30 protein-coding genes and 1 pseudogene are annotated in these 25,157 nt (G+C 50.8%); 29 read left to right on the top strand and 2 right to left on the bottom strand.

Annotation, left to right across the window (positions count from 1 at the left end; genetic code table 11):
* Window positions 1-117: 117 nt before the first annotated feature.
* The 28 genes from ET33_RS31505 (at window position 118) to ET33_RS31365 (ending at window position 22,239) form a co-directional block, all read left to right on the top strand.
* Entirely contained in the window at window positions 118-717 is a 600-nt protein-coding gene (locus tag ET33_RS31505) for a hypothetical protein (RefSeq protein WP_051775884.1), read from the top strand.
* Window positions 632-2,494, top strand: a complete 1,863-nt coding sequence (locus tag ET33_RS31500; RefSeq protein ID WP_036691594.1) for a phage terminase large subunit family protein — start codon at window positions 632-634, stop codon at window positions 2,492-2,494. The genes ET33_RS31505 and ET33_RS31500 overlap by 86 nt, the downstream gene beginning before the upstream one ends.
* A gap of 354 nt (window positions 2,495-2,848) precedes the next feature.
* Window positions 2,849-3,286, top strand: coding sequence for a hypothetical protein (locus tag ET33_RS31490; protein WP_036691589.1), 438 nt, complete (start codon window positions 2,849-2,851; stop codon window positions 3,284-3,286).
* A 44-nt stretch (window positions 3,287-3,330) separates the two neighbouring features.
* Window positions 3,331-3,549, top strand: a complete 219-nt coding sequence (locus tag ET33_RS38055; RefSeq protein WP_036691586.1) for a hypothetical protein — start codon at window positions 3,331-3,333, stop codon at window positions 3,547-3,549.
* A 30-nt stretch (window positions 3,550-3,579) separates the two neighbouring features.
* Window positions 3,580-4,074: a hypothetical protein gene (locus ET33_RS31480; protein WP_036691582.1), complete on the top strand. Its 495-nt coding sequence runs from the start codon at window positions 3,580-3,582 to the stop codon at window positions 4,072-4,074.
* A gap of 186 nt (window positions 4,075-4,260) precedes the next feature.
* Window positions 4,261-5,769 (top strand): phage portal protein, encoded by a 1,509-nt coding sequence (locus ET33_RS31475; RefSeq protein ID WP_235206870.1) that lies wholly within the window; start codon window positions 4,261-4,263, stop codon window positions 5,767-5,769.
* Entirely contained in the window at window positions 5,753-6,850 is a 1,098-nt protein-coding gene (locus ET33_RS36805) for a head maturation protease, ClpP-related (protein WP_051775882.1), read from the top strand. Before ET33_RS31475 ends, ET33_RS36805 begins: the two co-directional genes overlap by 17 nt.
* 8 nt (window positions 6,851-6,858) lie before the next feature.
* A complete protein-coding gene (locus ET33_RS31465) occupies window positions 6,859-7,254 on the top strand; it encodes a head decoration protein (protein ID WP_051775876.1) in 396 nt (131 codons plus the stop codon).
* A gap of 15 nt (window positions 7,255-7,269) precedes the next feature.
* Complete coding sequence (locus ET33_RS31460; protein ID WP_051775875.1) at window positions 7,270-8,415, top strand: major capsid protein; 1,146 nt, start codon at window positions 7,270-7,272, stop codon at window positions 8,413-8,415.
* A gap of 13 nt (window positions 8,416-8,428) precedes the next feature.
* Window positions 8,429-8,719, top strand: coding sequence for a hypothetical protein (locus tag ET33_RS31455; protein WP_036691575.1), 291 nt, complete (start codon window positions 8,429-8,431; stop codon window positions 8,717-8,719).
* Entirely contained in the window at window positions 8,716-9,060 is a 345-nt protein-coding gene (locus ET33_RS31450) for a hypothetical protein (RefSeq protein WP_036691571.1), read from the top strand. Before ET33_RS31455 ends, ET33_RS31450 begins: the two co-directional genes overlap by 4 nt.
* Complete coding sequence (locus tag ET33_RS31445; RefSeq protein ID WP_051775873.1) at window positions 9,057-9,626, top strand: phage tail protein; 570 nt, start codon at window positions 9,057-9,059, stop codon at window positions 9,624-9,626. The genes ET33_RS31450 and ET33_RS31445 overlap by 4 nt, the downstream gene beginning before the upstream one ends.
* Window positions 9,623-10,144, top strand: coding sequence for a hypothetical protein (locus ET33_RS31440; protein WP_036691567.1), 522 nt, complete (start codon window positions 9,623-9,625; stop codon window positions 10,142-10,144). The genes ET33_RS31445 and ET33_RS31440 overlap by 4 nt, the downstream gene beginning before the upstream one ends.
* Window positions 10,131-10,475: a hypothetical protein gene (locus ET33_RS36800; protein ID WP_051775872.1), complete on the top strand. Its 345-nt coding sequence runs from the start codon at window positions 10,131-10,133 to the stop codon at window positions 10,473-10,475. The genes ET33_RS31440 and ET33_RS36800 overlap by 14 nt, the downstream gene beginning before the upstream one ends.
* The gene (locus tag ET33_RS31430; protein WP_036691564.1) at window positions 10,475-11,914 is read left to right on the top strand and encodes a phage tail sheath family protein; all 1,440 of its coding nucleotides are present in this window, start codon (window positions 10,475-10,477) and stop codon (window positions 11,912-11,914) included. Before ET33_RS36800 ends, ET33_RS31430 begins: the two co-directional genes overlap by 1 nt.
* Window positions 11,915-11,929: 15 nt before the next feature.
* Window positions 11,930-12,448: a phage major tail tube protein gene (locus tag ET33_RS31425; RefSeq protein ID WP_036691561.1), complete on the top strand. Its 519-nt coding sequence runs from the start codon at window positions 11,930-11,932 to the stop codon at window positions 12,446-12,448.
* A 15-nt stretch (window positions 12,449-12,463) separates the two neighbouring features.
* Window positions 12,464-12,787, top strand: coding sequence for a phage tail assembly protein (locus ET33_RS31420; RefSeq protein WP_051775871.1), 324 nt, complete (start codon window positions 12,464-12,466; stop codon window positions 12,785-12,787).
* Between the two features lie 147 nt (window positions 12,788-12,934).
* On the top strand, window positions 12,935-15,886 hold the full coding sequence (locus ET33_RS31415; protein ID WP_036691559.1) for a phage tail tape measure protein: 2,952 nt from the start codon (window positions 12,935-12,937) through the stop codon (window positions 15,884-15,886).
* Window positions 15,879-16,091 carry a tail protein X gene (locus ET33_RS31410; RefSeq protein WP_036691556.1) on the top strand — a complete coding sequence of 71 codons (213 nt, stop codon included), beginning with the start codon at window positions 15,879-15,881 and terminating at the stop codon, window positions 16,089-16,091. Before ET33_RS31415 ends, ET33_RS31410 begins: the two co-directional genes overlap by 8 nt.
* Window positions 16,088-17,095, top strand: a complete 1,008-nt coding sequence (locus ET33_RS31405) for a phage late control D family protein (protein WP_036691553.1) — start codon at window positions 16,088-16,090, stop codon at window positions 17,093-17,095. The genes ET33_RS31410 and ET33_RS31405 overlap by 4 nt, the downstream gene beginning before the upstream one ends.
* Window positions 17,095-17,544: a phage baseplate assembly protein V gene (locus tag ET33_RS31400; protein WP_036691551.1), complete on the top strand. Its 450-nt coding sequence runs from the start codon at window positions 17,095-17,097 to the stop codon at window positions 17,542-17,544. Before ET33_RS31405 ends, ET33_RS31400 begins: the two co-directional genes overlap by 1 nt.
* On the top strand, window positions 17,541-17,930 hold the full coding sequence (locus ET33_RS31395) for a phage tail protein (protein WP_036691548.1): 390 nt from the start codon (window positions 17,541-17,543) through the stop codon (window positions 17,928-17,930). The genes ET33_RS31400 and ET33_RS31395 overlap by 4 nt, the downstream gene beginning before the upstream one ends.
* A 12-nt stretch (window positions 17,931-17,942) precedes the next feature.
* Window positions 17,943-18,263, top strand: coding sequence for a GPW/gp25 family protein (locus tag ET33_RS31390; RefSeq protein WP_036691546.1), 321 nt, complete (start codon window positions 17,943-17,945; stop codon window positions 18,261-18,263).
* Window positions 18,260-19,381, top strand: a complete 1,122-nt coding sequence (locus ET33_RS31385) for a baseplate assembly protein (RefSeq protein WP_036691544.1) — start codon at window positions 18,260-18,262, stop codon at window positions 19,379-19,381. The genes ET33_RS31390 and ET33_RS31385 overlap by 4 nt, the downstream gene beginning before the upstream one ends.
* Window positions 19,374-19,937 (top strand): phage tail protein I, encoded by a 564-nt coding sequence (locus ET33_RS31380; protein ID WP_036691542.1) that lies wholly within the window; start codon window positions 19,374-19,376, stop codon window positions 19,935-19,937. Before ET33_RS31385 ends, ET33_RS31380 begins: the two co-directional genes overlap by 8 nt.
* 21 nt (window positions 19,938-19,958) lie before the next feature.
* Window positions 19,959-21,086, top strand: coding sequence for a phage tail-collar fiber domain-containing protein (locus tag ET33_RS36795; protein ID WP_152570734.1), 1,128 nt, complete (start codon window positions 19,959-19,961; stop codon window positions 21,084-21,086).
* Window positions 21,087-21,166: 80 nt separating this feature from the next.
* Window positions 21,167-21,571: a phage holin family protein gene (locus ET33_RS31370; RefSeq protein WP_051775867.1), complete on the top strand. Its 405-nt coding sequence runs from the start codon at window positions 21,167-21,169 to the stop codon at window positions 21,569-21,571.
* On the top strand, window positions 21,568-22,239 hold the full coding sequence (locus ET33_RS31365) for a glycoside hydrolase family 73 protein (protein ID WP_051775865.1): 672 nt from the start codon (window positions 21,568-21,570) through the stop codon (window positions 22,237-22,239). Before ET33_RS31370 ends, ET33_RS31365 begins: the two co-directional genes overlap by 4 nt.
* Window positions 22,240-22,448: 209 nt before the next feature.
* Here the strand turns inward: ET33_RS31365 and ET33_RS31360 are convergent, their stop codons facing one another.
* The gene (locus ET33_RS31360; protein WP_036691537.1) at window positions 22,449-23,246 is read right to left on the bottom strand and encodes a LolA-like protein; all 798 of its coding nucleotides are present in this window, start codon (window positions 23,244-23,246) and stop codon (window positions 22,449-22,451) included.
* Window positions 23,247-23,293: 47 nt separating this feature from the next.
* Window positions 23,294-23,803 carry a hypothetical protein gene (locus ET33_RS31355; RefSeq protein ID WP_036691535.1) on the bottom strand — a complete coding sequence of 170 codons (510 nt, stop codon included), beginning with the start codon at window positions 23,801-23,803 and terminating at the stop codon, window positions 23,294-23,296.
* Window positions 23,804-24,547: 744 nt separating this feature from the next.
* Here ET33_RS31355 and ET33_RS31350 point away from each other — a divergent pair.
* Window positions 24,548-25,157: pseudogene (locus tag ET33_RS31350) on the top strand (DNA-binding protein); the annotation flags it as partial.

Raw genomic sequence — 25,157 nt, 5'->3', positions numbered from 1 at the left:
ATTCCTTCCCGATGGGTCCCTCCAACGGTCCGGCTCGGCTGCGGGTGCTGGCGACCCCGAAAAAAGGCTAGGCATAAATTTTTTTTAAATGGATTTTCTTTCCGATAAGGTGATCTTATGACAGCTAAAAAAGACGTGTCGGAATTGATCGTAAACACCGATGCCATGGCGAATTTGCTTGGTTTTACACGGCAGCGTATCAACCAGCTTGCCAAAGAGGGGATTTTGGAAAAGCAAGCAGCCGGTCGCTTTCCGTTGATGAAAAATGTGCAGAGGTATATCGAGTATCTTCGCACTGGCGCCAAAGACCGGGGCAACGATGACGATGAAGCGCAGGCCCTGTATTGGGAGGAGAAGGCGCTGCATGAAAGAGCGAAGCGGGAGACGGCCGAGCTGCGACTTGCCAAGCTAAAGAACCAAGTGCATGATGCCGCCGATGTGGAGCTGGTTCTTACAAATATGCTCGTGACCTTCCGTACACGTATTTTGTCCATTCCGGATAAGATAGCGCCCAAGGTGCTTGGCGTTAAAAATTTGGCCGAAATCAGTGATACCGTGAACAACGAACTGCTCGAAGCGTTGAGCGAGCTAAGCGAATATGACCCGGCCATGTTCGCGGGAGATGATGCCCATGAAGACGAAAACGAGGAATCTGTTTCGGAGAATAGTGCGGGCCGTTGCGCCTCCTCCAAAGCTGACGATCAGCGAATGGGCTGACCAGTTTCGAAGGCTTTCATCCGAGACAGCTGCAGAGCCTGGGCAATGGCGAACCGATCGGGCGCCGTACCAACGGGAACCGATGGACAGCATTACGGACCCACGAATCGAAAAAGTCGTTCTGATGTGGTCGTCTCAGGTAGGAAAATCTGAGATCATCAACAACACGATCGGCTATTTCATTGACATCGATCCAGGTCCGCTGCTGATGATCCAACCGACGATCGACATTGCGCAGGACTACTCCAAACGCCGGATCAGCCCGATGATCAAGGATACCGAAGTCTTGTCGCAGAAAGTGGCCGATTCCAAAACGCGTGATCTGAACAATACGATACTGATGAAAGTCTTTCCCGGTGGCTTTCTTGCGATGGCCGGCGCGAATAGTCCTGCTGGCCTTGCGAGCCGCCCAATTCGCATTTTGCTTTGCGACGAGGTCGACAGGTATCCGGATAGTGCAGGCTCCGAGGGCGACCCGATTTCGCTGGGCGAGAAACGGACAGTGACGTTCTGGAATCGGAAAAAGCTGTTTGTCTCGACGCCGACAATCAAAGGCGCATCTCGGATCGAGCAAGAGTACGAAATGGGGACGCAAGAGAAATGGAGCATTGAGTGTCCGAGCTGCGGCGCCTATCATCCGATCGTGCTTCGGGACATTCGGTTTGATCATGAGGTTCACGAAACCGGCGGACGAAAGATATACCAGGTGTATGATATCTGGTGGAGATGCCCGTCATGCTTTCAGGACTTTGACGAATACACCATGAAAAGGCAGCCGGCGAAGTGGATCGCCGAAAATCCGGTTGCGCTGGAGAATCGCGTCCGCAGCTTTTGGCTGAATGCGTTCGTCTCGCCATGGTACAGCTGGAAACAGATTATTCAGGAATTCTTGGAATCCAAAAATGATCCCGAAAAGCTCAAAGTCTTTATGAACACGGTGCTGGGCGAATCTTGGGAGGACCGCGGCGAGCAGATGGAAGAGGATGTACTGCTTAAACGCCGGGAGGATTATGGTCCTACCGAATTGCCGGACGGTGTTCTGCTTCTGACAGCTGGCGTCGACACACAAGACGATCGGCTAGAATACGAGATCGTCGGATGGGGACACGGGCATGAGAGCTGGGGTATCGAATATGGGGTCATTATCGGGAAGCCCGATGACTCGAAGACATGGCAGCAGCTCGATGACGTTCTGGATAAGGTCTACCGGTTCGAGGATGGAAAGGGTTTGAAAGTCGCCTGCAGCTGCATTGACTCGGGCGGCCACTTCACGACTGAGGTGTACAAATACTCGAAGCGGAATGAACACCGTCGAATGATCGCAATCAAAGGGCAAGGCGGCCCCGGTATTCCGCTGATCCACAAGATTTCCAGAAACAACAAAGAAAACGCAATTGTGGTTATTCTCGGCGTTGACGATGGAAAGAGCAGTATCTATTCAGCTGTGAAAGTGAAGGAACCAGGTCCAAAATACTGCCATTTCCCAATCGGTGATAGCCGCGGCTATGACCGTTTTTATTTTCAGGGACTCCTTTCCGAAAAGCTGGTGCCCCGGAAAAAGAACGGCGTGACCCGGTACTCATGGGAAAAAATATCTTCCAGCGCTCGCAACGAGGCATTGGACACGCGGAACTATGCAACGGCGGCGCGGGAAATGCTCAAGCCCAATTACGATGCGCTTGAACGGAGACTGAAAGGGACGGCCGCATTGCCAGCAGTTCCCTCCAAGAAGTTGACGGCAGCAAAGGGCTTGGTTAAAAAATCTGATGTGTGGTAGGTAGGTGAATGGAATTGTCACGCTGCGACCCAAAGCAACAGGAACGTATCAGGGCACAATTGGATGTTGTGCTGAAACGATTGGATGCATATTACTCGGCCGAGGACGCTATACTATCCGGTGCCCAGGAATATCGAATCGGTACACGATTTTTGAAGCGCGGCGATCTGCAATACGTCCAGAATGAGATCCGCCAGTTACAGAAACGGAGAGATGAGCTCGAAGCGGCGCTTGCGACCTGCACGAGCTCGACAAAACGGAAGTCGTACCGCGTGTTGTTTCGAGACTTTTAGGACATTTTTCCACATTTTATGGTACGATAGATGCAAAACCTTACAGGGAGTGCATCGAAGAATGAGGAAATATCTGTCATTAGCGCTATTTTCATTGTTGTTTCTTCTGCTGGCAGGGTGTGGGGCCGAGAAGATAAAAGACATCGGCCAACTGGACGAGTATTTCGTGGAGAACGGGATCAAAGCCAAAGACACGACACGAAACAGCGAAGCGTCAAAAAAAATGTACGCGCCCCTAGAGGCAGAACTTGAAATAAAAGGAAGAGTGGATTTGACTTTAAGTTTTGCCGAGGGAGATGTTTGGGTAAGTGTGTTTGATCTTCGTATGGACGATGCAGAAAAACGTCTAAGAGCTGGCATTAAAAAGCACATTGGAATGTCCGACGATGCACAGATGTTTACTAATGGAAATCTTGTGATGCTATTTGGTGGCGGAGCAATAAAAGCAACCGATGCCCATAAAACGGAAATAGTAAAAATATTCAAATCCTATAAATAGTCGCTCATTCGAGCGGCTTTTTATTTTGTGAGGAATGATAAACCATGAATCAAGAACCAACAGTAGGCAGAATTGTTCATTACCAAAGTTACGGTACGCCCGGCGGCGAATACAAAAGCGAACCAAGAGCCGCCATTATCACGGGTGTTGTCGACGAGGAAACAGTCCATTTGTGTGTACTCAATCCGACCGGGCAATTTTTCAATTTGAATGTCAAGCGCGGGAACGCAGGTGGACAATGGGGCTGGCCTCCACGTGTGTAACTCTCGGGTTCTGAAAGGGAGCTGACAATTATGTCACAATTAGTTTTGCCGGGGAACGCGACACCCGCAGACGTGCGGGAGGGTAAAAAATTTTCGGCGGGACAGTACTATAACGCAGCAGGGACAATGCAAACAGCGGGCACTTACGCACGCGCAGCCACACAGGTTCTTGTTAACAAAAGCGACGACTTCATATACCAGCTTGACGTTCCGTTTGAGGTTCCTGGATGGAACATGTCTAACACAAGCGTCATAATCATCACCTTAAATACGCAGTTACAAACCGCATCCGGTTCCATGCTCGGTTTTTCTCCTTGGAACTCGTGTACGTATTATAATGTTGGTGGCGGGTGGTATTGCACACGTACCAGCCTTATGAGTCCAAGGGGCGAGGAGCTGATTCTGAGTAGCACAGATATCTCTATGGACGGTACTAGGTTCCATCCAGTGCTTAGGATATGGGCAAAAGACCCTTGGCCGTTTCCTATCGATAATTTCGATGCTGACATAATCATCTATAGGTAAGAGGTAGAACTATAGCAGCGCATGGGTGAGGTGGTGTAACTTGTGAACTTTCTCGACAAAACGATAGCATGGATTTCCCCGCAAAGAGCCTTGAAGCGTGAAGCTGCACGCGCAAGGCTCTCTTTCTTGCGGAAATTTACAAACAGCGGATACTCGCATAGTGGAGCGAGCCGGAAAAAGAAGTCTATGCAGGGATGGAATAGTACAAGCAGTAGTCCGCAGGAGGATATCGGCAATAACCTGCGCCTGCTGCGGGAGCGCAGCCGCGACTTGTATATGTCGGGCGGGCTTGCGGCCGGCGCTATCAAAAAGAACCAGTCTAACGTTCTCGGCTCCGGACTCTCTCTGAAATGCCAGCTTAATTACCGCATGCTTGGCCTGACACCGGAGCAGGCGAAGGAGTGGGAGGATCGGACCGAATTCGAATTCAGCCTGTGGGCGAGCTCCAAAGTCGACAACACTGGGCTGAACGATTTTTACGATTCGCAGCGGATCATGCTGACCGGGTGGCTACTGAATGGGGATTCGTTGTCGGTCATGAAATACACGGACCGACCGGAGCGATTGAACCCGTATCGTCTCCGTCTGCACCTGATCGAAGCGGACCGCCTGAACAACCCGGAACAGCACTCGGGATATGGTCCTGCGTTTATTGCTGCGGATACGGAGATAGTGGAATACATCAACCTCTCTAACGGCGGGGCAATCCATAACGGAGTTGAGACGGACCCGGATGGTCGCGTAGTGGCGTATTGGATCAGCAATAAATACCCCAACAGCCTGATCCCGTTCAACCAGCCGATGCGGTGGGCGCGCGTGGAAGCATACAACCCGGTCAGCGGCTTGCCGAACATTTTGTTCGTGATGGATGCGGAGCGCGCGGAGCAATACCGCGGTGTCCCATACCTGGCGCCGGTGATCGAGCAAATCAAGCAGATGAATCGTTATGCCGAGGCAGAGATCGCGGCCGCAATCGTAAACAGCTTTTTCACCGCATTCATTACGGTTGGAGATGGACCCAAAAATGAAATCCCATTCGCGGATTCTATTCCGGAAGAGGATCGGGTCAAGCTTCCGATCGAGGATCGGCTGGCCTCCTACGAAATGGGACCCGGCACGATCAACGTCCTGGGCGAAGGGGAAAGCGTGTCATTTGGAGATCCGAAGCATCCGACAGCCGGCTTTGATACGTTCATGAAGGCCATGGCGCAGCTCGCCGGCGCTTCGCTGGATATGCCGTACGAGGTGCTGCTGAGCGTATTCAACAGCAGCTATTCAGCATCCCGCGCGGCGCTTCTTCAGGCGTGGCGATCATTTCGTGATCGGCGAGACTGGTTCGCGCATGACTTTTGCCAGCCGGTGTATGAAACTTGGCTTTTTGAAGCCGTGGCGACCGGCCGAATTCAGGCGCTTGGTTTCTTCAATGACCCAGTTCGGCGCAAGCTTTGGAGTCAAGCGATTTGGATTGGGCCGAGCCCGGGTCAGATTGATCCTCTAAAAGAGGTTCAGGCATCAGAGCGGAAGATCGCGAACGGATTTTCAACGCATGAGCGGGAGACGGCCGAGCAGACAGGCATGGACTGGGATAGCAACATGGATGTGCTGCAGCGGGAATGGCAGAAGCGCCGCGAACTGCCGGTCACACCGGACACCGCACAGAGAGGGGGTGAACAAACGAATGCCGACGAGAATTGATATCAGAGGGGTCATAATTCCGAATGATGAACAATGGATCTATGACTGGTTTGAAGTGGAGTCCACCAGCCCCGGCAGAGTTTCGCAAGCCATTTCGGACGCGAGTGGTGATGATCTTGAGGTCGTCATCAATTCCGGCGGTGGCGACGTGTTTTCCGGTTCGGAGATTTACACAGCCCTGAAGGGTTACCCTGGAAATGTCACGGTCAAAATTGTGGGGGCTGCGGCCAGTGCGGCCAGCGTCGCAGCTATGGGCGGAAACAAAGTCGAGATGTCCCCAACCTCTTTACTGATGATCCACAACGCGAGGGCAAGGAATGACGGCGACAAACGCGATCATCGACATGCGGCAGATTTTTTGCATACAGTAGACCAGGCTATTGCTAATGCGTATCGACTTAAAACTGGTATGTTGCAAAGCGAGCTCCTTGCGCTCATGAACAAAGAAACTTGGATGAACGCACAGGATGCGCTGGAGAAAGGCTTCATCGACGAAATCATGTTCGACGAAGGCAATCAGTTGCGCGCGGTGGCTTCGGCCGGCGCTGAAATGATCCCGGCCAAAGTCATCGACCGCCTACGAAACGAGATTTTGAAACAGAAACCGAAGGGAGAAAAGAACAATATGGATCATCCTCAAACACAAAATCCTGCTTCCCCGCAGGCGGCTGCAGCATCTACAACCGGGACGGTACCCCCGACGACAACGGTGGCAGCGGTCAGCACAAACGCAGCCGACGCCGCCGTCCAGGAGCGGGAGCGCCTGAAAGCGATCGACGCTATTGCATCAAACATTGACCCTGCCCTAGTCGAAGAAGCAAAATATGGCGCCAATCCGATGAATGCCGAACAACTGGCTTTCCGGGCAATGAAGGAAGGCAAGATGATCAATTCCGGCGTATTCGACGCTGCTGTCGCCGCAAACAAAGCAGCCGGCACAGGGGATGTTCAAGCGCAGGCGCAACCACAGGGGGGCGAGCGGGAGTATGACCTGAGCAATCTCAAGGATGTAAATGAAGTATTCGCGCAGATCGCAACGAATTCGATGGCCGATCAGCCGCGAAATATCAGAAGGAGGTAAACTTAACCATGGCAGATATTACGACAAATTTCGGAAGCATTGAAAACCGTACTTTTTTCGCCGGCACGGAAGTTTCTGCCCTGACAACATCGGTCAAACTGGCAGCCGGACAAGGAGTGCTGCGTAAAGGTGCTGTACTCGGAAAGGTTACGGCTGACAAAACCTATAAGCTCGTGAATGCTTCTGCTACCGATGGCTGCCAAGTTGCTTCCATGATACTGGCGATCGAATCGATTGATACCAATGAGGCGGGCGCAGACTTGGATGTTGTCGCGTATAAGCGCGGTATTTTTAACTACAATGCACTTTATGTTGCTAACGGCGACAAGGTCGAAGCACATCAGGATGAACTGCGGGCCGTAAGCATCTATTACAAAACGGACTATCCGGCAACGGTTAACTAAGAAAGGGTGAATCATATGAAAATTTCGATGAGATCGATTCGTAACAGTTTCCAAAATCAAATGATGCGCCCGCAAAATGCCACGGTAACGGGCGGTAACATCAACATTTATGAACCTCAGACGATGCGCCCGGCCTTCCAGAAACGGATGCCGGTCACGACGTTCCTGCGGGACATGTTCGCTCCGGGATACGATACCTTTCCGACGAAACACGTTATCTTCGATTTCAAGAAAAATAAGCAACGCGTAGCTCCGTTTGTAGCTGCGGGGTCCGGCCCGATCAATATTCGTCGTGATGGCTTTCGCACGGAAATCTACGAGGCCCCATTCATCAATCTATCAGCACCATACGATGTTGACCTTCTTCAGACGAGGCTCCCAGGGGAAAACGTGTTTGGCGGGCTGACACCCGACGAGCGTGCGCTCCAATTGATGCAGCAGGATTATATGGAGTTGGACGATATGATCACTCGCCGCGAGGAGCTCATGATCGCTCAAATGCTGCAATATGGCATTGCTACGATTACGGGTTATGTCGACGATTCCGCGACCGTCGTGCGGACGGATACGATTGATTATGGATTCGAAAACATCATCAATCTGACCGGAGCCGACCAATGGAATCAAAGCACCTCAAAAAAATACAACGATTTGGAAAAGGCCGTAACTACCTCTAGGCAAGCTGGTTACAACCCGACCGCGGCTATTCTTGGTAGCGAGGCATGGGCCAATATGCGGGCTGATAGTAACTTTATGGATAAGTACATGGACCTCCGATATGCACAATTCGGAGCGATCAACCCGCAGCTGAACATTGCTAACGGAAACGGGTACATTTATATCGGCCGACTGACGGAGCTCGGACTGGACCTGTATCGATATGATGCATGGTATTTCGATGAGAATGATGGGAAGATGAAGCCGTACATCTCGCCAGAAAAGGTGATTGTTGGACCTGAAAATATTGCCGAGCGTCTGTATGGGGCAAATACGCTTATCCCGCAAGGGTCCGATAATTTTGTTACCATCGAAGCTCCAAGGGCCACGAAAGTAACGATCGACCGCAACAACGACACCAAATCTTTGATCGTAAAATCTCGTCCGGTGCCGCAACCTTTCGATGTTTCTGCATGGGCAGTAATCAATACGGTAACGACGTAAAGGAGGGGGGAACATGAAATTCCAAGTAAATAAGGGATATGTGAAACACGAGGGGGTCTTTCATTCGAAAGGCTCCTTTTTCGATGCCTCGCCTGATGACATGGAAGAGCTGCTGCAGAATGGCACCGTTGCCGTCTACAGCGAAACATTTGGGACGGATAACTACGTTGCCCCGGCTGACGACGATGAAGCACTTGGCGGGGCGGAGGCTGACGGCCATGACGACCTTGTCCCTGCGTTTCACGCTGACGATGTGATTGTGGATGCAGCCGCTGGGTCTGCTCCTAAGCGGAGCCGAAAATGAATTTCAAAGACATCGTTGCAAACGACAACATGTCCGTGTTCATCAATCCGGATGAGTTTGGAGAGCCGATCCTGTTCGGTGCGAGTGGGTTTGAAACACAGGAGCTGATGGCCGTCGTGGATCGCGATACGACAGAGGGTCCGCTGTATCAACACGCAGACGGTACATTTGCTTCGAAGATCACGCTTTTTATACGAGAAGCGGATCTTGGATATCGCCCAGTTGAAAATCAGTTGATCAAATTTGCACCCGCCGGCGAGGAAGTCTATCCGTATATCGTAAGCCGCGTAACTTCGGACGTGGGTATATTAGAGATCGCGATCGAGGCGAGCGAAACATGATCGATTTTACGTCGACTCGAAAAGAGCTGAAGCAGGCAACGGTCAGCCTTCGGTTTGTTGAAAAGAACATACCGAAGGCTTTTTCCGCTGCCATGAACCGGGTCTCCGCGGGGGTCAAGACAGAAGCGGCAAAGAAGGTAAGGGAAACGTACTACGTCAAGCACGGTGACGTTTTAAAAACGATTAAGGTTAGCAAGGCCAATCCGGCAAAGCTGGAAATGCTGCTCACTTCCCGGGGGCCCAGTATCCCGCTCATCAAATTTCGGACGACCCCGAGCACTCCACCGGCTCGCCAGCCGAAAGTGTTGAAAGCCGCTGTCAAAAAAGAAGGCGGGAAGAAGCCGATCCGGGGCGCATTTGTGGTCCAAATGGGCAGCGGCCATGTCGGTGTGTTCCGGCGCGCGGGTAAAAAACGGCTACCGGTTGACGAGCTATACGGTCCATCGATCCCGGTCATGCTTGGGGAGCCTGGCGTCGCTGAACATCTTCAGGAAGAAGCGCAGCGACGAATGGGGCAGCGGCTGGATCATGAAGTCAATCGCGTGCTTGGGAGGTTCAAACCATGACGGCATTTTTGCTGTTGCAGGCGTTGAGGACATTTTTGGGCGAGGCGGTCGCCGAATATGCGGCAGCTCAAGGCGGACGTGGAGAATATCAAGTCCCGAAGGTGTTTGATTGGTTCTTGCCATTCAAAAATCCGAAAGCAGAGCAACATACAGACTTTCCGTATATCGTAGCCCGCATCATTGAAGGGGACGATCCGGTATATGAGCCGATGGCGCCGCTTTTTTCTACGATTCGGGTCGACCTTGCGTTTGGGATATATCACGAGAGCGCTGCAGATGATGGCTTCGTACATCCAGATGGGGCATATGACCTTCTTAATTTAATGGAGCATGTACGTATAGCCTTGTTCCGCAAAGGTGTTTTAGAAAATAAATTCCGGATCGAGAAGCCGTATAGGTGGCAAATACCGGAGGAGCAGCCGTACCCGTTATGGGTCGGCACGGCACAAAGTACCTGGACGGTGCAAAGTGCCACACAACAAATGATCGAGGGGGTGGACCTTCATGGTTACATCTGAATTTGATGACGCAGGGGTAACGCCGGATGCGCCGATTCAAGAAAAACCGAAATTGAAACAGCAGCGCACCGCTCCCGCGCAAACGGCGCCGCAGGAAGCCTTCATTTACATCGGGCCGAACTTGCCGGGCGGGTTGTTGTCTCGCTTTCGTATCTTCCGCGGAGGAATCCCGGAATATCTGGAGAGCACGCTCCGGGAGCAGCCGAAGATCGAGCGGCTGATTGTACCGGTTTCGGGGTTGTCGGAGGCTTTGGCGCGAACGTCGACGCCTGGAACGATTGAATATGCAGCAGCGCAGGACGTGCTGCGCGAAAGGAAAGGTGAATCCTGATGGCCTACAAACATGGTGTGTATATCAACGAGATCCCGACATCGATCACACCGACCGTGGCGAGCGATATCATCCCGGTTGTGTTCGGGACAGCGCCGGTTAACCTATCGAAACGGCAGGCACCAGTAAATGAACCGGTTCTGTGCTATACGTATGCTGAAGCGGTCGAAGCGTTGGGATATTCGGGAGACTGGAGTTTCACGCTTTGCGAATTCATGTATTCATATTTTGCCTTATACGGTGCAAGCCCGGCAATCCTAGTCAATGTACTTGACCCGGCCACGGACAAAACGGCGGTACCGGCTAGTGATGTGACGCTTGTAAAAGATAGCGCCACACTCACACAAGGCATTCTCAAACCGTCAGTTGTCGTCAAGAACAGCGACGGATCAACGACGTACGTCCTGGGAACAGACTATGAAACCAATTTCGACGCTGCTGGAAATCTAGTTATTCAGCGGCTTCCGTCGGGGCAGATTGCCGCAAATGCGAAGCTCAAAGTCAACTATGACAAGCTCAACCCGAGCGGCGTTACGGCGGCCGACATCATCGGCGGCATAGATGCCAATGGAAAGCCGACGGGCTTGGAGCTGCTGGACCAAATCTTCCCGCGCTTCCGGCTAGTCCCGGGCTCAGTGTTGGCGCCGGGTTACTCGACCGACTCGACGGTCGCCGCGGTGATGGCGGCTAAGGCAAGCAACATAAACGGCAATTTTAAGGCGATGGCACTCGTAGATATTCCGACGAACACGGTCACCAAGTACGCGGACGCGCCGGCGTGGAAAGAGAACAACAATTACACTTCGCCGTTTCAAATTGTCGGCTACCCGAAACTGGCGCTGGGAGACAAGCAATTCCACCTGTCGACGCAGCTTGCTGGTGTCATGGCGGCTACGGACGGGGCAAACGGCGGCGTCCCGTACAAGTCGCCGTCTAATCAGAATTTCCAGGCTAACGGCGCCGAGCTGGCGGACGGGACCCCGGTTTTCCTTGGTCCAGATCAGGGCGCATACCTCAATGGGAACGGTATCGTGACGGCGCTGAATTTCATTGGTGGATGGAAGGCGTGGGGGAACCGTACAGGAACGTACCCCGGAACGACGGACCCGAAAGATAGCTTCATCCCGATACGCCGTATGATGAACTGGATCGAAAATACGATCGTTCTGAGCACATGGCAGTATGTTGACTCGCCGATCACGCGCCGACTTATCGAGGCAATTACCGGAAGTTTGAACCTTTGGCTGAACGGATTGTCCGCTCAAGGCTACATTCTCGGCGGCCGCGTCGAGTTCTTGGCCGCGGAAAATCCGAATACTGCCATTATGGACGGCACCGTAAAATTCCATGTCTATGTGACGCCGCCGTCGCCTGCGCGGGAGATCGACTTCATCGTCGAGTACGATGCAAAGTATTTGTCTGCGCTGACCGCAGGCTAAGGAGGGGGAACCTAAATGCGACAAATTCCTGAGAAACTGATCAACTTTAGTGCCTATCTGAACGGGAACGAATACTTAGGGGCGGCGGATCTGACGCTCCCAAATCTTGAATCTATGACGGAGACCCTTTCCGGCGCCGGGATTGCCGGCGAAGTGGACAGCCCGACGCTTGGACATTTCTCCAGCATGACCACGACAATCAACTGGCGGACCGTTGACCGCTCGGCGATCCGATTGCTCGGACAGAAGTCCCATGCGATCGATTTTCGTGGGTCGCATCAGTTGTACAATTCTGCTACGGGTGAATATCGACCTTCCGGTATTCGTGTCACAATGAAAGTCATGTCCAAGACCGGCACGCTCGGCAACTTTGCGCCAGCTTCGCCAACTGAAACGTCGAACGAATTCGAGGTATCCTATATCAAGATTTTCATGGACGGGCAGGAAGTGCTGGAACTCGACAAATTCAACTTCATTTTCCGCGTTGAAGGTACCGATTACCTCGCGGAAGTACGCCAACAACTCGGAATGTAAAAGGAGGACAACCCAATGACCGAAAAACAAGAACAAGTCCAAGAGCATGACGGCAGCGTATTTACGCTCCGTTTCCCCATCGAATTTGAAGGGGAGCATTATAGCAGCTTCAAGCTCGATTTCGAGCGCTTGAGCGGTGACGATATTATCGTTTGCGAGCGGCAGTATCAGGCCCGGCAGCCTGATTTTACGTACGTTAAGGAAACATCCAAAGAATATCAGTCCTATATTGTCGCTCGGGCCGCGGGCGTACAGGTAGAGCTGATTCGCAAGCTTTCAGCGTCTGACTTTTCCCGTGTGACGTTGAGAGCCCAAAATTTTTTACTCGGATCGGATTGACGAAAGAAATCGGCGTCAAGGACTTGGCCGCCTCTCTCTCAATGGTCACTTATACGCCGATCCCTTTTTTTCTCTCGCTTCCCATTCGGGAATTGGTTGACTGGATCGAGCGGATAAATCGGTTGAAAGAAAGGAGGGGCGCCGGTCATGGCAAATAAGGGTAGAGAATATGAAATAGCTTTCAAGTTAAACGCCGAGCTTGAATCGTCATTCCGAAAATCGTTTGGCAGTGCATCGGAAAGCATCGGAAATATTGAAAAGGACCTGCGGCAGCTCTCACAATCGAACGCCTTTGACCGCATTGGGGCCGACGCGCGTAAAGCCGGAAATACCATCGAATCACTCGAAAAAGATGCACGTGGCTTTGGCGATACGCTGAAACGGGTAGCCGAGTATACGGGCGCCTTTACCATTGTTCAAGGTGTAGTTGGTTCATTTCAAGACATTGTTGGAACTGTCGGAGAATTTCAATCCTCTATGAAGCAAGTGCAAGCGGCGACCGGCGCGAGTGCTACCGAAATGGCGGAAGTCGAGAAGATCGCAAAGGAATTGTACCGTACCCCAATTGGGGAGGGGTTCAAGGATATCACCGACGCTCTGACGGTCGCAAAGCAGGTGACGAAGCAGGAAGGCGATACGCTGAAGGAGACGACCCGGAATGCCATCGCCTTCCGGGATGTATTCGGGGAAGATGTGAAAGAGTCGGTCAAGGCAGCCGATACAATGGTGAAGCAATTTGGGATCAATAGCAGTCAAGCATATAACCTGCTTGCCCAAGGTGCGCAAAAAGGGCTCAATAAGTCTAACGAGTTGCTCGATTCCGCAAATGAATACGCGCCGCAATTTGCTGCGCTGGGATTCACAGCGAATCAAATGTTCGATATTTTTTCGGCTGGACTTGAAGCCGGCGCTTTCAACCTCGACAAGGTTGGTGACGCCGCGAAGGAATTCAATATCCGGCTGAAAGACGGTTCGAAATCAACCACGGAGGCTATGGCCCAGCTTTTTGCCCCGAATAATATCGAAGATTTTGCTGCTGCGCTGACAAAAGGGGGCACCGAATCGGCGGAATACTTGGAGCTGCTGCAGCATGTTTCCAAGGATACGGCCAAGCAGCTCGTCGACAACCTGAAAAAAGGCAGCTCCGACGCGATGAACGCGCTGTACTCCATTTTCGGCGATTCTGAAAAGTTGTTCACCGATCTATCCAATGGGTCAAAAACCGGCGCGCAAGCGATGCAACTGGTCATATCTAAGTTGCAGGCGATCAAAGATCCGCTCCAACGTAACCAACTCGGGGTCGCTCTTTTTGGCACGCAATTCGAGGATTTGGAGCAAACGGTTATCGCCGCGATGGGATCAGCCCGAAGTCAGTTTGATTTGACCAAGCAAACAATGGATGAAGTCGCTAAAACCAAATATGATACGATCGGCGCTGACTTCCAACTGATCGGCCGGCAACTGATGACGGACCTAATCCTCCCAATTGCACAGGATCTAATGCCGGTCCTTAAAAAACTGGCGGCCTGGGCGGGCGAAAATAAGGATCTCATGAAATTTCTTGCGCTGGCCGTGCCGGCTGCGATGATCGGGAAGAATGCCGTTAGTGTTGTGAAAGGTTTTGGAATGGTCGAAGGAGCTGTCGCAAAGGCAGCCACCGGTGCCTCGTTCGCAAGCCGGTCGGTGGGGATGCTCGGATCGGCATTAACTTTTTTCACGAACCCCGTTGGAATTGCCGTTGCTGCTGTCGGGGCTCTTACGCTGGGCATTATCGCATATAAGCAGCATCAGGAGAAAGCCCGCCAGCAGCTCATAAATATGGGAAAAGAGCTCCAGGAAGCCTCGAACAATTACAAGGAAGTTGCCAATAAAGCGAAGCTTACGAATGACCTGGTATGGGAATATCGGGAGCTTGATAAGATCATAAAAAGTAACACGGACTCTTCCAAAGATCTGACTACTGAAAAGGCGCGTTTGGCCGAAATCACCAAGCAATTGCAGCAACTGCATCCTCAAACAATCACCCAGTACGACGTTGAAAACGGAAAAATCAAGGAAAAGCTGGGGTTAGTCAAACAGGAATCTGATGCAGAACGCGAGCTGTCACGTCTCAAGCTGGAAAAAGAAGTTGCAGAAAAGAGCCGGGACACAACGAAGCTTGAAGACGAGATTGGTTCTCTTGAGAAACAAACCGCCGAGTTTCAAAAACAAAAAGCTGCTATGGATGCAGCAATACCCGCATTCAGGGAGTTCGAAGTCCAGTTTGCCAAGATCATGCAACAGACACCGTCCGATGATCGTACTGCCAGCTTGGAAGAGCTTCGAAAAAAGGTCAATGAAGTCGGGGAAAGTGTTGGGTATCATTTTAATGCTAACGCGCAACTTATGAGCCTTGGCGATACCATCGATGATTTGACCCAAAAAAGAATCGAATCCATAGATAAGTATGTCACAAAGCTGGGAGAACTGGGGCAATCCAAGTCAAGTTATGAAGAGCTGTATCAGGCACAGAAAAATCTCATTGAGCTGAACCTTGGCGGCAAGCTCGAAGAACAAGCTTCAAAATTCAATCGGCTGTCGGCCGAAGAAAAGGCACGATTTAATGAAGCTGCCGCAGCCGTTATTCAGCTTAATAAGGAAATGAATTTGATACCGACCGAAAAGAAGATCAATGTATCGGTGGCTTGGCAGAACTCGGGATGGGGCAATGTAAACTTGGCAGAACGGTTCATCAAGGAAAATACACCCAAGCAGCAGCCTGCATCCCCTATGTTTGTGAATCCCAAGCCGTATGCTGAAGGCGGATTCGCCACGTCTCCACACTTCGGCGTATTTGGCGAGGCTGGGCCGGAGGCGTACATCCCTCTCAACGATTCGCCGCGTTCGCATGCACTTCTGGACGCGACCAACCGAATTATGGGGCGTGATACTGGCGGCGGCAATGTTACCGTTACCTTCGCGCCTCAAATTACGGTGCAGGGCGGCGGAGCGGACGCCAGCGGACAGTTCGAACAAGCGCTGAGAAAGGCGCAGGACGAGTTTGAACGACGATTTTCGGCTATGATGAAGCAAGAAAGGCGGCTGAATTTCAATGTCTGAATACGTTACGATCCAGGGTGATACCTGGGATGTGATCAGCTTCAAGCTATTCGGCAGCGACTCCCAAATGTCGACGCTGATGGAGTTGAATCCGAAGCACATCCGGACCGTGTTTTTTTCAGCCGGCATTCGCTTGACCGTCCCTACGATCCCGCCGAAGCCGGCCGCGGACCTCCCGCCATGGAAAAGGAGCAGCGGCTTATGAACACACGTAGAGCGGAAATCGAAATCGTATACGAAGGCGTGAATATCTCTCAGGATATCGCGCCTTTTTTGCTGTCTTTTTCATATACCGACAATGGCACTGGGAAGGCGGATGACCTGCAGATTTCGCTCGCGGACTGGTATCAAATGTGGCGCGATCCGTGGCTGCCACAGAACGGCGACCGCATTCAAGCCAACATCATCCTGCATCACTGGGAAGATTATGGCACGAAAGTTTCATTGCCTTGCGGTACTTTCCAAGTCGATACCGTCGGCTTTGCAGGACCCCCGGACACCGTTGATATCAAAGCTGCTTCCTTCCCGCCGGTTTCCGGCCTCAAAAACGAGGAGAAAACGAAAGCCTGGGAAAAAGTAACGCTTTCCCAAATTGCGAAGCGCATCGCTTCGTATGCAGGTCTCAATTTCATGTTTGAAACGGATGACGTGACTTTTGATCGTGTTGATCAGACGCAGCAAACGGATCTTGCCTTTTTGGACCGGCTGGCCGAGCAGGAAGGGCTCACGCTCAAAGTTACAAACGACTCGCTCGTCATTTTCGACGATCTAAAATACGAATCCATGCCGCCTGTGAAAGCCCTCACGCGCGGGAAGAGCGATATTAAATCGTATTCGTTCGACCTGTCGGCAATCGATGCAGCATACGGCGCTTGCCAAGTCAGCTATACGGACGGCAAAGGCGGCCGCACCATTTCGGGTACTTTCCGGGCGCCAGGCGATGGGCCGTTGCTCAAGATCAACGAAAGGGTGGCCTCTCAGGCGGAGGCGATCCGGAAGGCCCGGAAGGCGCTTCGCCAGAAGAACAAGGAGGCACAGAAGGCCCGCATGGTATTGATGGGCGATCCGGTGCTCGTACAGGGCGTGACAGTGGAAGTCCAAGGATTCGGAAAATTCGACAATAAATATTACATCGAGACGGCCACGCACACCGTCGGCGGGAATGGGTATGAGACTTCGATCGAATTGAGAAAGGTGCTGACGTACTGATGGCTACATTGGCAAATATGGTTCGCGTAGGAACGGTTTCCGTCATCGATCCGGACCGTTGCGCGGTGCGTGTCGTCTTTCCGGATCGGGATGACCTAGTTTCGGATTTTCTGCCGGTTGTCGTTCTGCCGGGGGAATACGTGCTGCCCAAAGTGAACGATCGGGTCCTTTGCCTTTTCCTTGGCAATGGCTTGGAAACAGGGTTTTGCCTTGGCTCATTTTATTTTAATGCGTCTCCACCGCCGACAACGGCCCCTGAAAAGCGCGGAACATGGTATCGGGACGGGAGCTACATTGATTTTGACGAGGCCAGCGGCACGCTGGCGGTTCATGCCAAAGGAAAAGTCATCATCAAGGCGGCGTCCGGCCTTGAAATTGCGGGTGATGTTCATATTTCCGGCAACTTAACGGTCGACGGATCGATCACGGGGGGCGGCGTATCGGTATGATTGGCTCATTTGGCGATGTTATATTTGTGGCTTCTGCAGAATTGATTCGGACGTTTCAAAGTTTTTCCCGCACGACGGCGGCACGCTGGGCAGTTCATGAGATCCACCTGAAATACCCGAAAGCGGAGTATATCGGACCGGGTCAGGACTCGCTATCCTTCACGATGCGTTTCGATATCCGTTACGGAATCAACCCGCGGACAGAGCTCGACAAGCTGCTTGATATGTCGCGTTCCGGAACGGCCCAGACGCTCACGATCGGCGGGAAGGGGCTCGGCGTGGGGCTTTGGTACATCGAGTCTATAAACCAAACGTGGACGGCCGTGGATAACCACGGTCATGTCATCACGGCCGAGGCCGAACTGACGCTGAAAGAATATGTGTAGGGGGTGCCAGGCGTGGAATATACGGTTTCAACGCAATCGACAGGGGTTATTTTCGGGGCGACCGGCCTACAGGCGATCATTCAAAATGTCCGGACCATACTGACCACCGTACAGGGTACCGTTCCGCTTGACCGAGGGTTTGGCATCGATATCGTCGACATTGATACGCCGATCGAGGTGGCCCGCGCGCTGCTATCGGGGCGGATTATTGACGCCGTCCGGAAGTATGAGCCGCGGGTCGAGGTTGTGAGCGTCAACTTTTTGGCGGAAGAAGGAGAGGGCCGGCTCCTGCCTGTTGTGAAAATTCGATTGCGAGAGGGGGGCACGGTGTGAATGGTATTTTTGATCTCCAGGATATCAAGTTTGTACCGGTAGAGCCTGAAAAAATCAAAACCGATTTGGTGACGGTCTACGAGGCCGTATCTGGTCAAAAGCTGTATCCGGGCGACCCGGTGCGGCTTTTTTTATATTCGGTAGGGGACATGATTGTTCAACAACGTATCCTAATCAACCACGCTGCCAAAATGAACCTGCTCCGGTACGCAAGCGGGGATTTCCTGGACCAGTTGGGGGCATACATGGAGACACCGCGGCTGCCGGCCACGCCGTCCATGACGACAGTCCGCTTTCACCTGTCGGCGCCACGGCCGGAAGTCGTCCTGATCCCAGCCGGGACCCGGGTGAGTCCCGGTAATGATCTGTTTTTTGCGGTGGCAGCCGTGGGCGAAATCAAGCCGGGCGAGCTGCATGTGGACGTTCCTGTGAAATGCCTTACGGCCGGAGTTGTCGGAAATGGGTACATTCCCGGCCAGATCAATATTTTGGTCGACCCGCTGCCTTTCATTTCGAACGTGGCGAATACTACAGAAAGCAACGGCGGGGCAGACGAGGAAGCCGACGATCCGTACCGGGAACGGATCTACATTTCGCCCGAACGATTCTCGGTCGCTGGACCAACGGGAGCCTACGAGTATTGGGCGCGGACGGCGTCCAAGGATATCATGAATGTGTTGGTCTGGTCTCCGAACCCGGGGGAAGTCGAGATCCGGGTCCTCATGGTTGGCGGCGAGCTGCCCGCGCAGGAGGTCCTGGACGCCGTGAAAGCCGCTTGCAACGCGGAAACGGTCCGGCCATTGACCGACTTGGTTACAGTGAAGGCGCCGAACGTGGTCAAATACGATATCGACCTCACATATTGGATAGATAGCGCCAATGCAACGGAGGCGACGACCATACAAACGAATGTGCAGCGTGCCATCGGTGCCTATGTATCTTGGCAAAAATCAAAAATCGGTCGCGATATAAACCCTTCGGAGCTGACGCGCCTGATTATGAACGCCGGCGCGCGCCGGGTCGCGATCGTTTCGCCAACATTTACCGTTGTCGCTCCGACCGATGTTGCGATAGCCGGCACGATAACGGCGAACTATGGAGGGCTTGAAAATGATTGATATCGGCAAAGTGAAGCTGCTGGATCTCATCCCTCCGAATCTGCGGGACGATGAGAAAGTACAAGCTGCAGCTGAATCCATTGACCGAGAACTGAAGCAGGTGACGGACATTATCCCCGGCGTCGCTATCGTTCACCACATCGACACGCTGCCGGAGGAATGGGTTGATCAGCTCGCCTGGCAGTGGCACGTTGACTTCTACACACCGTCGCTTCCCCTGGAGCAAAAAAGGGAGCTGGTCCGGAATAGCCTGCGGTGGCACAAAAGAAAAGGAACGCCGTCGGCGGTCGCGGAGCTGATTACGACCATCTTCGGCAGCGGGGAAGTCATCGAGTGGTGGGAATACGGCGGCCAGCCGTATCATTTCAAAGTGACGACGAGCGACCCGGCCGCCACGAGCGAACGGGCAAAGGAATTCCTTGCGGCAATTGCTTCCGTGAAAAATACCCGGTCATGGCTTGAATCGATCGAGATCACGACCGTTGGAGAGATGGATTTGTATTTCGGGAACGCCCTGCACATGGGCGAATTTATGACTGTAGAACAGGTGGTGTAGTATATGGGAGCTTTCGGGGGGATGCAAATCACCAATCGGGGACGTGCGCTGCAGGCCAAGGCGCAAACAGGTACCCAGCTGCAGTATACGAGAATTGGAATCGGCTCCGGGCAGCTCGCCGGCCAATCGATCCCAAACCTGAACGGGCTGATTGACCTGAAGATGTCGCTGCCGCTCAACAAGCTTCAAACCCAATCGGGCGGCAAGGCCGTTGTCGGCGCATCCATGTCCAACCAAAGCGTCACAACAGGATTCTATTTCCGCGAGCTTGGCGTATACGCGCAAGATCCGGATGCAGGTGAAATACTATACTGCTATGCAAATGCCGGGAACAATGCCGAATATATCCCGCCAGGCGGCGGCCCTGATATGATCGAAAAGCAGATTGATGTGGTGACGCTGGTTGGGAATGCCCCAAACGTCAGCGCGGTTATCGACGGGTCGCTCGTATACGCAACCGTCGCGCAGTTGAATGCTCATATCAACGACAAAAATAATCCGCATGCTGTCACGAAGAAACAAATCGGGCTTGAAAATGTGCAGAATTATCCGGTCTCCACACAGCAGCAGGCCGAATCTGGGACGGATGGAGCCTCCTACATGACGCCGGAGCGGACGAAGCAAGCGATTGATAAGTTTGCACCAGTCAAAAGCGTGGCCGGAAAAACGGGTGCTGTCTCCCTGGAGAAAGGGGATGTCGGCCTTGGCAATGTCGAGAATTTTGGTATTGCATCGCAGGGTGAGGCAGAGGCGGGAACGGCCAATGACAAATATATGACCCCGCTTCGTACCGCCCAGGCGATCAGTTCGTTCCGTCATCAAGTCACAGAAAAGCTTATTACAGCTCCTGACTACAATGCCATTCTATCAGTTACACCATCGACCCCGGATAAAATGGTGGGCGTATCTGTATACTTTCGAGTAGCAACAAGTACAACCGTGGCGATAAGAATAAAGTACACGGACTATGCAAGCGGAGGATCGCCGCCTGGTACGCAGTACTTAGACCTGACGCCATCACAGCCTTACGCTGTAGGAAGCTATACTTTACCTGTAACGTATGTCCTTAGTAAGTCCGGTACAGTTGAGGTGCAAGTGGGGGCAGGGGTATTAAATCAGGTGTACGCTTCTGCTGTTATCATGGAGTAAAAGCCACATATGCAGCGTAACGCCCCGGTCTGATCGGGGTTATTTTCATTGCCCGGAAAGAGGGCGGAAGGGGCTTTAACATGGATACATTTTTCAAAAGTATAGTTGCTGTTGGTGGGTCCGCTGCATCATTTTTGTTTGGAGGTTGGTCCGGTTTGTTGTCCATCTTGCTTGCATTCGTTGTGTTCGATTATGCGACAGGCGTAGCAGCAGGGGGCAAGGAGGGGAAGCTTTCCTCCGAAATCGGGTTATGGGGAATCGTTAAAAAAGTGTGTCTTTTTGCTGTTGTTGCTATCGCACACCTAATTGACACGGCGCTTGGTGACGCCCATCTATTCCGAGATGCGACGGTTTTCTATGTGATGGCGAACGAACTGCTGAGTGTGCTCGAAAACTTCGGGCGGCTGGGCGTATCGTTCCCTCCGATTCTCCAGCAGGCTATTGAGGTGCTGCGGGGCAAAGGGAAGGGCGGGGAGAACCGATGACAAGAGAAGAATTCGTCGTAAGGCTCGCACCGATCGCCGTGCAACTGCGGAAGGAAGGGTCCCCGATCTTTCCTTCCGTCCGGATCGCCCAGGCTTTGCTTGAGACTGGCGGGAAAATCCACGCATGGAATAACCTCGTAGGATACAAAGTCGGCAGCGGCCAGCCTAACGGCTTTTGGAAAGGAAAATCGGTAAGTACAAAGACCTGGGAAGTGTACAACGGCGTACGCGTGGATGGGGTGCAAGCTCATTGGAGGGCCTACGACTGCATAGAAGATTGTTTCCGCGATCAGGATCTACTTTTCCAATGGAGCCGATATGACCGTGTACGCGCAGCTCAGACGCCGCAGGAACAGACGGAAATGCTCCGGGTCTGCGGCTATGCGACCGATCCGGCCTATACAAAAAAGTTGAATCACATCATTTCTGAATATGAGCTTGAAAAATATGATACAGAGGCGGAGGAGCCAATGCTTGATGCAGGTGTAGCCAATACAGTTATCGGTACTTGGATGAGTCCGGCATGGAAGGAGCTGGACGCAAAACGGCAGGAGGCAGAACAGGCTGGAGATGGCACCACGGCCGCAGCGTATGAGGAGCAGGCCGATTACATTCATTGGCTCGCAAATGAGCTGCGGAAGGCTTCGGGGCAACAAATTGAGGTTTAACAAAAACAACGTGGAACCTTTAAACCACCAATTCGAAGAGGCAACAAATAAAAAACGGCTCTTGTTCAGGATGCGAACAAGAGCCGTTTTTTTGCATTGTTCCACGAAATCAAAATCGTCGCTCAAGGCTGAAATCCCCAATTTTTCGCACGGGTTTGCAAAAGGGCAGTGGCTGTGCCGGGGAAATGAGGATTTGCAAGCTGAGATTTTTACTTTAAAGACTTAAAGATAGCTTCATTTGCTTTATCTGAGAATTTAATTTTTTCAAAAACAGTTGTTCTAAGAGGTTTATCGCCATCCGCATCTACAGCTTTTAAAATAATTCCCGTCTGATTGTCAAACCAAAACGTTTGTCTGTTGCCTATTTTGCCTTCTTTAACATCGCGGTCAATTACAATCACGGTTGCGTCACGACCCAGAATTTTTTCTTCGCCTTTAACGGTGACTTTACCTCTATTTAGTGCCCCCTGAATGAACATTTCAGGATGAAGCATTTCGTTAACGCCACCGAAAGGCAAGTAGGTGCCATTGTAATCAGGAGAAATCTTCTTATCAAGATCAAGATCTTGAGCTTTTTCCTTTTTAGCTATAGAAGGAGGGATGCTTTCGTTTAATTTACCGTCTGAACCTTTGGTTTTAACAAACGTCCCATCATTAACAGATTCTTCGAATAGATTTGGATTTTTGGCATTTGGTATGTGTTTTGCATGGAATCGGCCGGGCTGTTCAATTGTAAACTCTACAATTTGCTTATCCCCATTTTCATGAAACGTTCTTGAAATACTTCCTTCCAAAACCGAATAATTCGCATTCGTATTCAGTGCTTTGTTTTTAATGACAGGAATATTATTTATATCTTCTTTAGCCTTAGAAAAAACGGCGTTATTCTTTCCTGCATCACTAGCTTCAGCGTGCTGCGTTAAGCTTGTTTTTGTATAAATTGACGCACCAACTCCGACTATGCCTGCAGCGATGATTGTAAATGTAACATATTTCTTGATACTCATAATTACACCTCTCAAGGTTGAATTTTTAGTTAGAGGTTTATCATAAGCTAATCTTGATTAAAAGCAGCTTCATCAAAACCTACTTTGTAAACATTGGATAGATTATCGTTGTACAATTTAATAAAAGCTTGGACATACGATTTATTTGCAGGAATAAAGTAATTTCCTAAATTAACCCATGCATCCACATATTGGTTCTGATCAACGGAAACAGTAGTACTTTGCGTGCCATAAATAACCCAATAATTTACGGATGCGCTAGAATTGCAATTGGGGATGTATACTTGATACTGTAACGAAATATCCGTATTAAAAGGTACATTATAATCCCATCTCCCCCACACATACTCTGTACTATATCCATTTCCATTAACCCAACGCATTTTACCGTCATAACCACAAGCAGATGATTTGGGAATACCTACATCACCGGTATTGGTCCCCTGGGACCAGTTCGTTCCCCCATCGTAGACAATGGTGGTTGCAGCGTAAGATGTACCTGATACTAATAAAAATAACATAAGAACCACCAGAGAAAACAAAGTTTTTTGCCTCATGCGCTTCGACTCCTTTACTAAATATAATCAATTATTTTCTAGCTAAATTGTATTTTAATGCAATAATATGGAATTGTAAACCATTAAATACAAAAATAGTATGATGCCGTATGGTCGTTCAAATATCGCGCCGATCCGAGACAGATACAGAATACGTTCCTGACTTTCCCCGACCATAAGCATTTAGAGAAAAACTAAAATGCAGGGCTATTCCATTTTTCACCTCCCACCGAGCCCAATTTTTCATTATCCTAAAACAAGTTATATTTGGGAATTTATTCAACCCTAAATACTTAAACGGATAATGAAATAAAAATGTTGCACACGCTAGTGTCTTTTTTTTGCCCTATAAAAAAAACAACCGCTCGCGTAAAGCTTCTCGATGCGCTCACGCACTTGAAATCCGGCCACATCCCTCCAAATTGATTGATTTTGAACAATGGTCGGCCGACTAAATTGTTCTCCTAAAAAGTACCATGTATACCAATATAATCATATGGGACAAAACTACTTTTTTATGAGCATTTAGTAGTACTAGATTAAGCGATATTGATAGGCTTTTTCTGAAATTGATTGTAAAAATATGTCTTAAATTGACGTTTGATGTCAAATTTCGTTGTTTTAGTCTCGTTTTTTTCTGTTTTTTGCTGATAATCGGTTAATCTCCTCTAAATGTTCTATATTGCCATTGAAAACTACCAGATGTAATATTATGGTATCTCTTGAAGGGAGTGTTTGGGGCAAATGACAAATCTAGGGTTTGGGGCAGAAATGAAAGATCAATTCTATGCTGTAGCAGAGCAACTTTTCAAAGAGGAAAAGAAGGCAGAAGCAGCGCCCTTGTATCGTATTATCACTGAACGGTCAGATCATAACGATCAAACGTTTCTCCTGTGTCAATTCCGGCTGTTTCAATGCCTCGTTGGAATTAGCACGGAAGAAAATAAGGGAGCGCTAGAGCGCTTTGAGCCGTTCTATAGCCGCCTATCAGAAGAAACGCGACTTGATGCTTTGTTACTGCTGGCGAATGTCTGCTATTCACTTGGTGACTGGAAAAGGGTCGAGCGCTATGGGGACGAATTGTATGAATGTTCTATTTTTGTTTATGACCGATTAAAAAAAGAAAATTTTGTTAAAAACCTACATACTGACCGGCATTTAGTGGTATATTATGGTCATGGGCTCAGGATCAAAGGGTTTGTTCTCACCATGCAAGGGCGATATGAAGAAGCGAAAAAATGTGTGGCCGAGTATTCAGACCTTGGATGGTTCGAGTGCCTGGATGACATGGGGAAAAAGGAGGTTGAGAAGTTTCGAACTTGGGGCAAGGCCAATATGTACAATCTCGAATTAA

It is taken from the genome of Paenibacillus tyrphae (genome assembly GCF_000722545.1).
In the GTDB taxonomy this organism is placed as follows: domain Bacteria; phylum Bacillota; class Bacilli; order Paenibacillales; family NBRC-103111; genus Paenibacillus_G; species Paenibacillus_G tyrfis.
The sequence above is the reverse complement of the archived record's forward strand: the minus strand, read 5'-3'. Positions and strand labels throughout refer to the sequence as shown.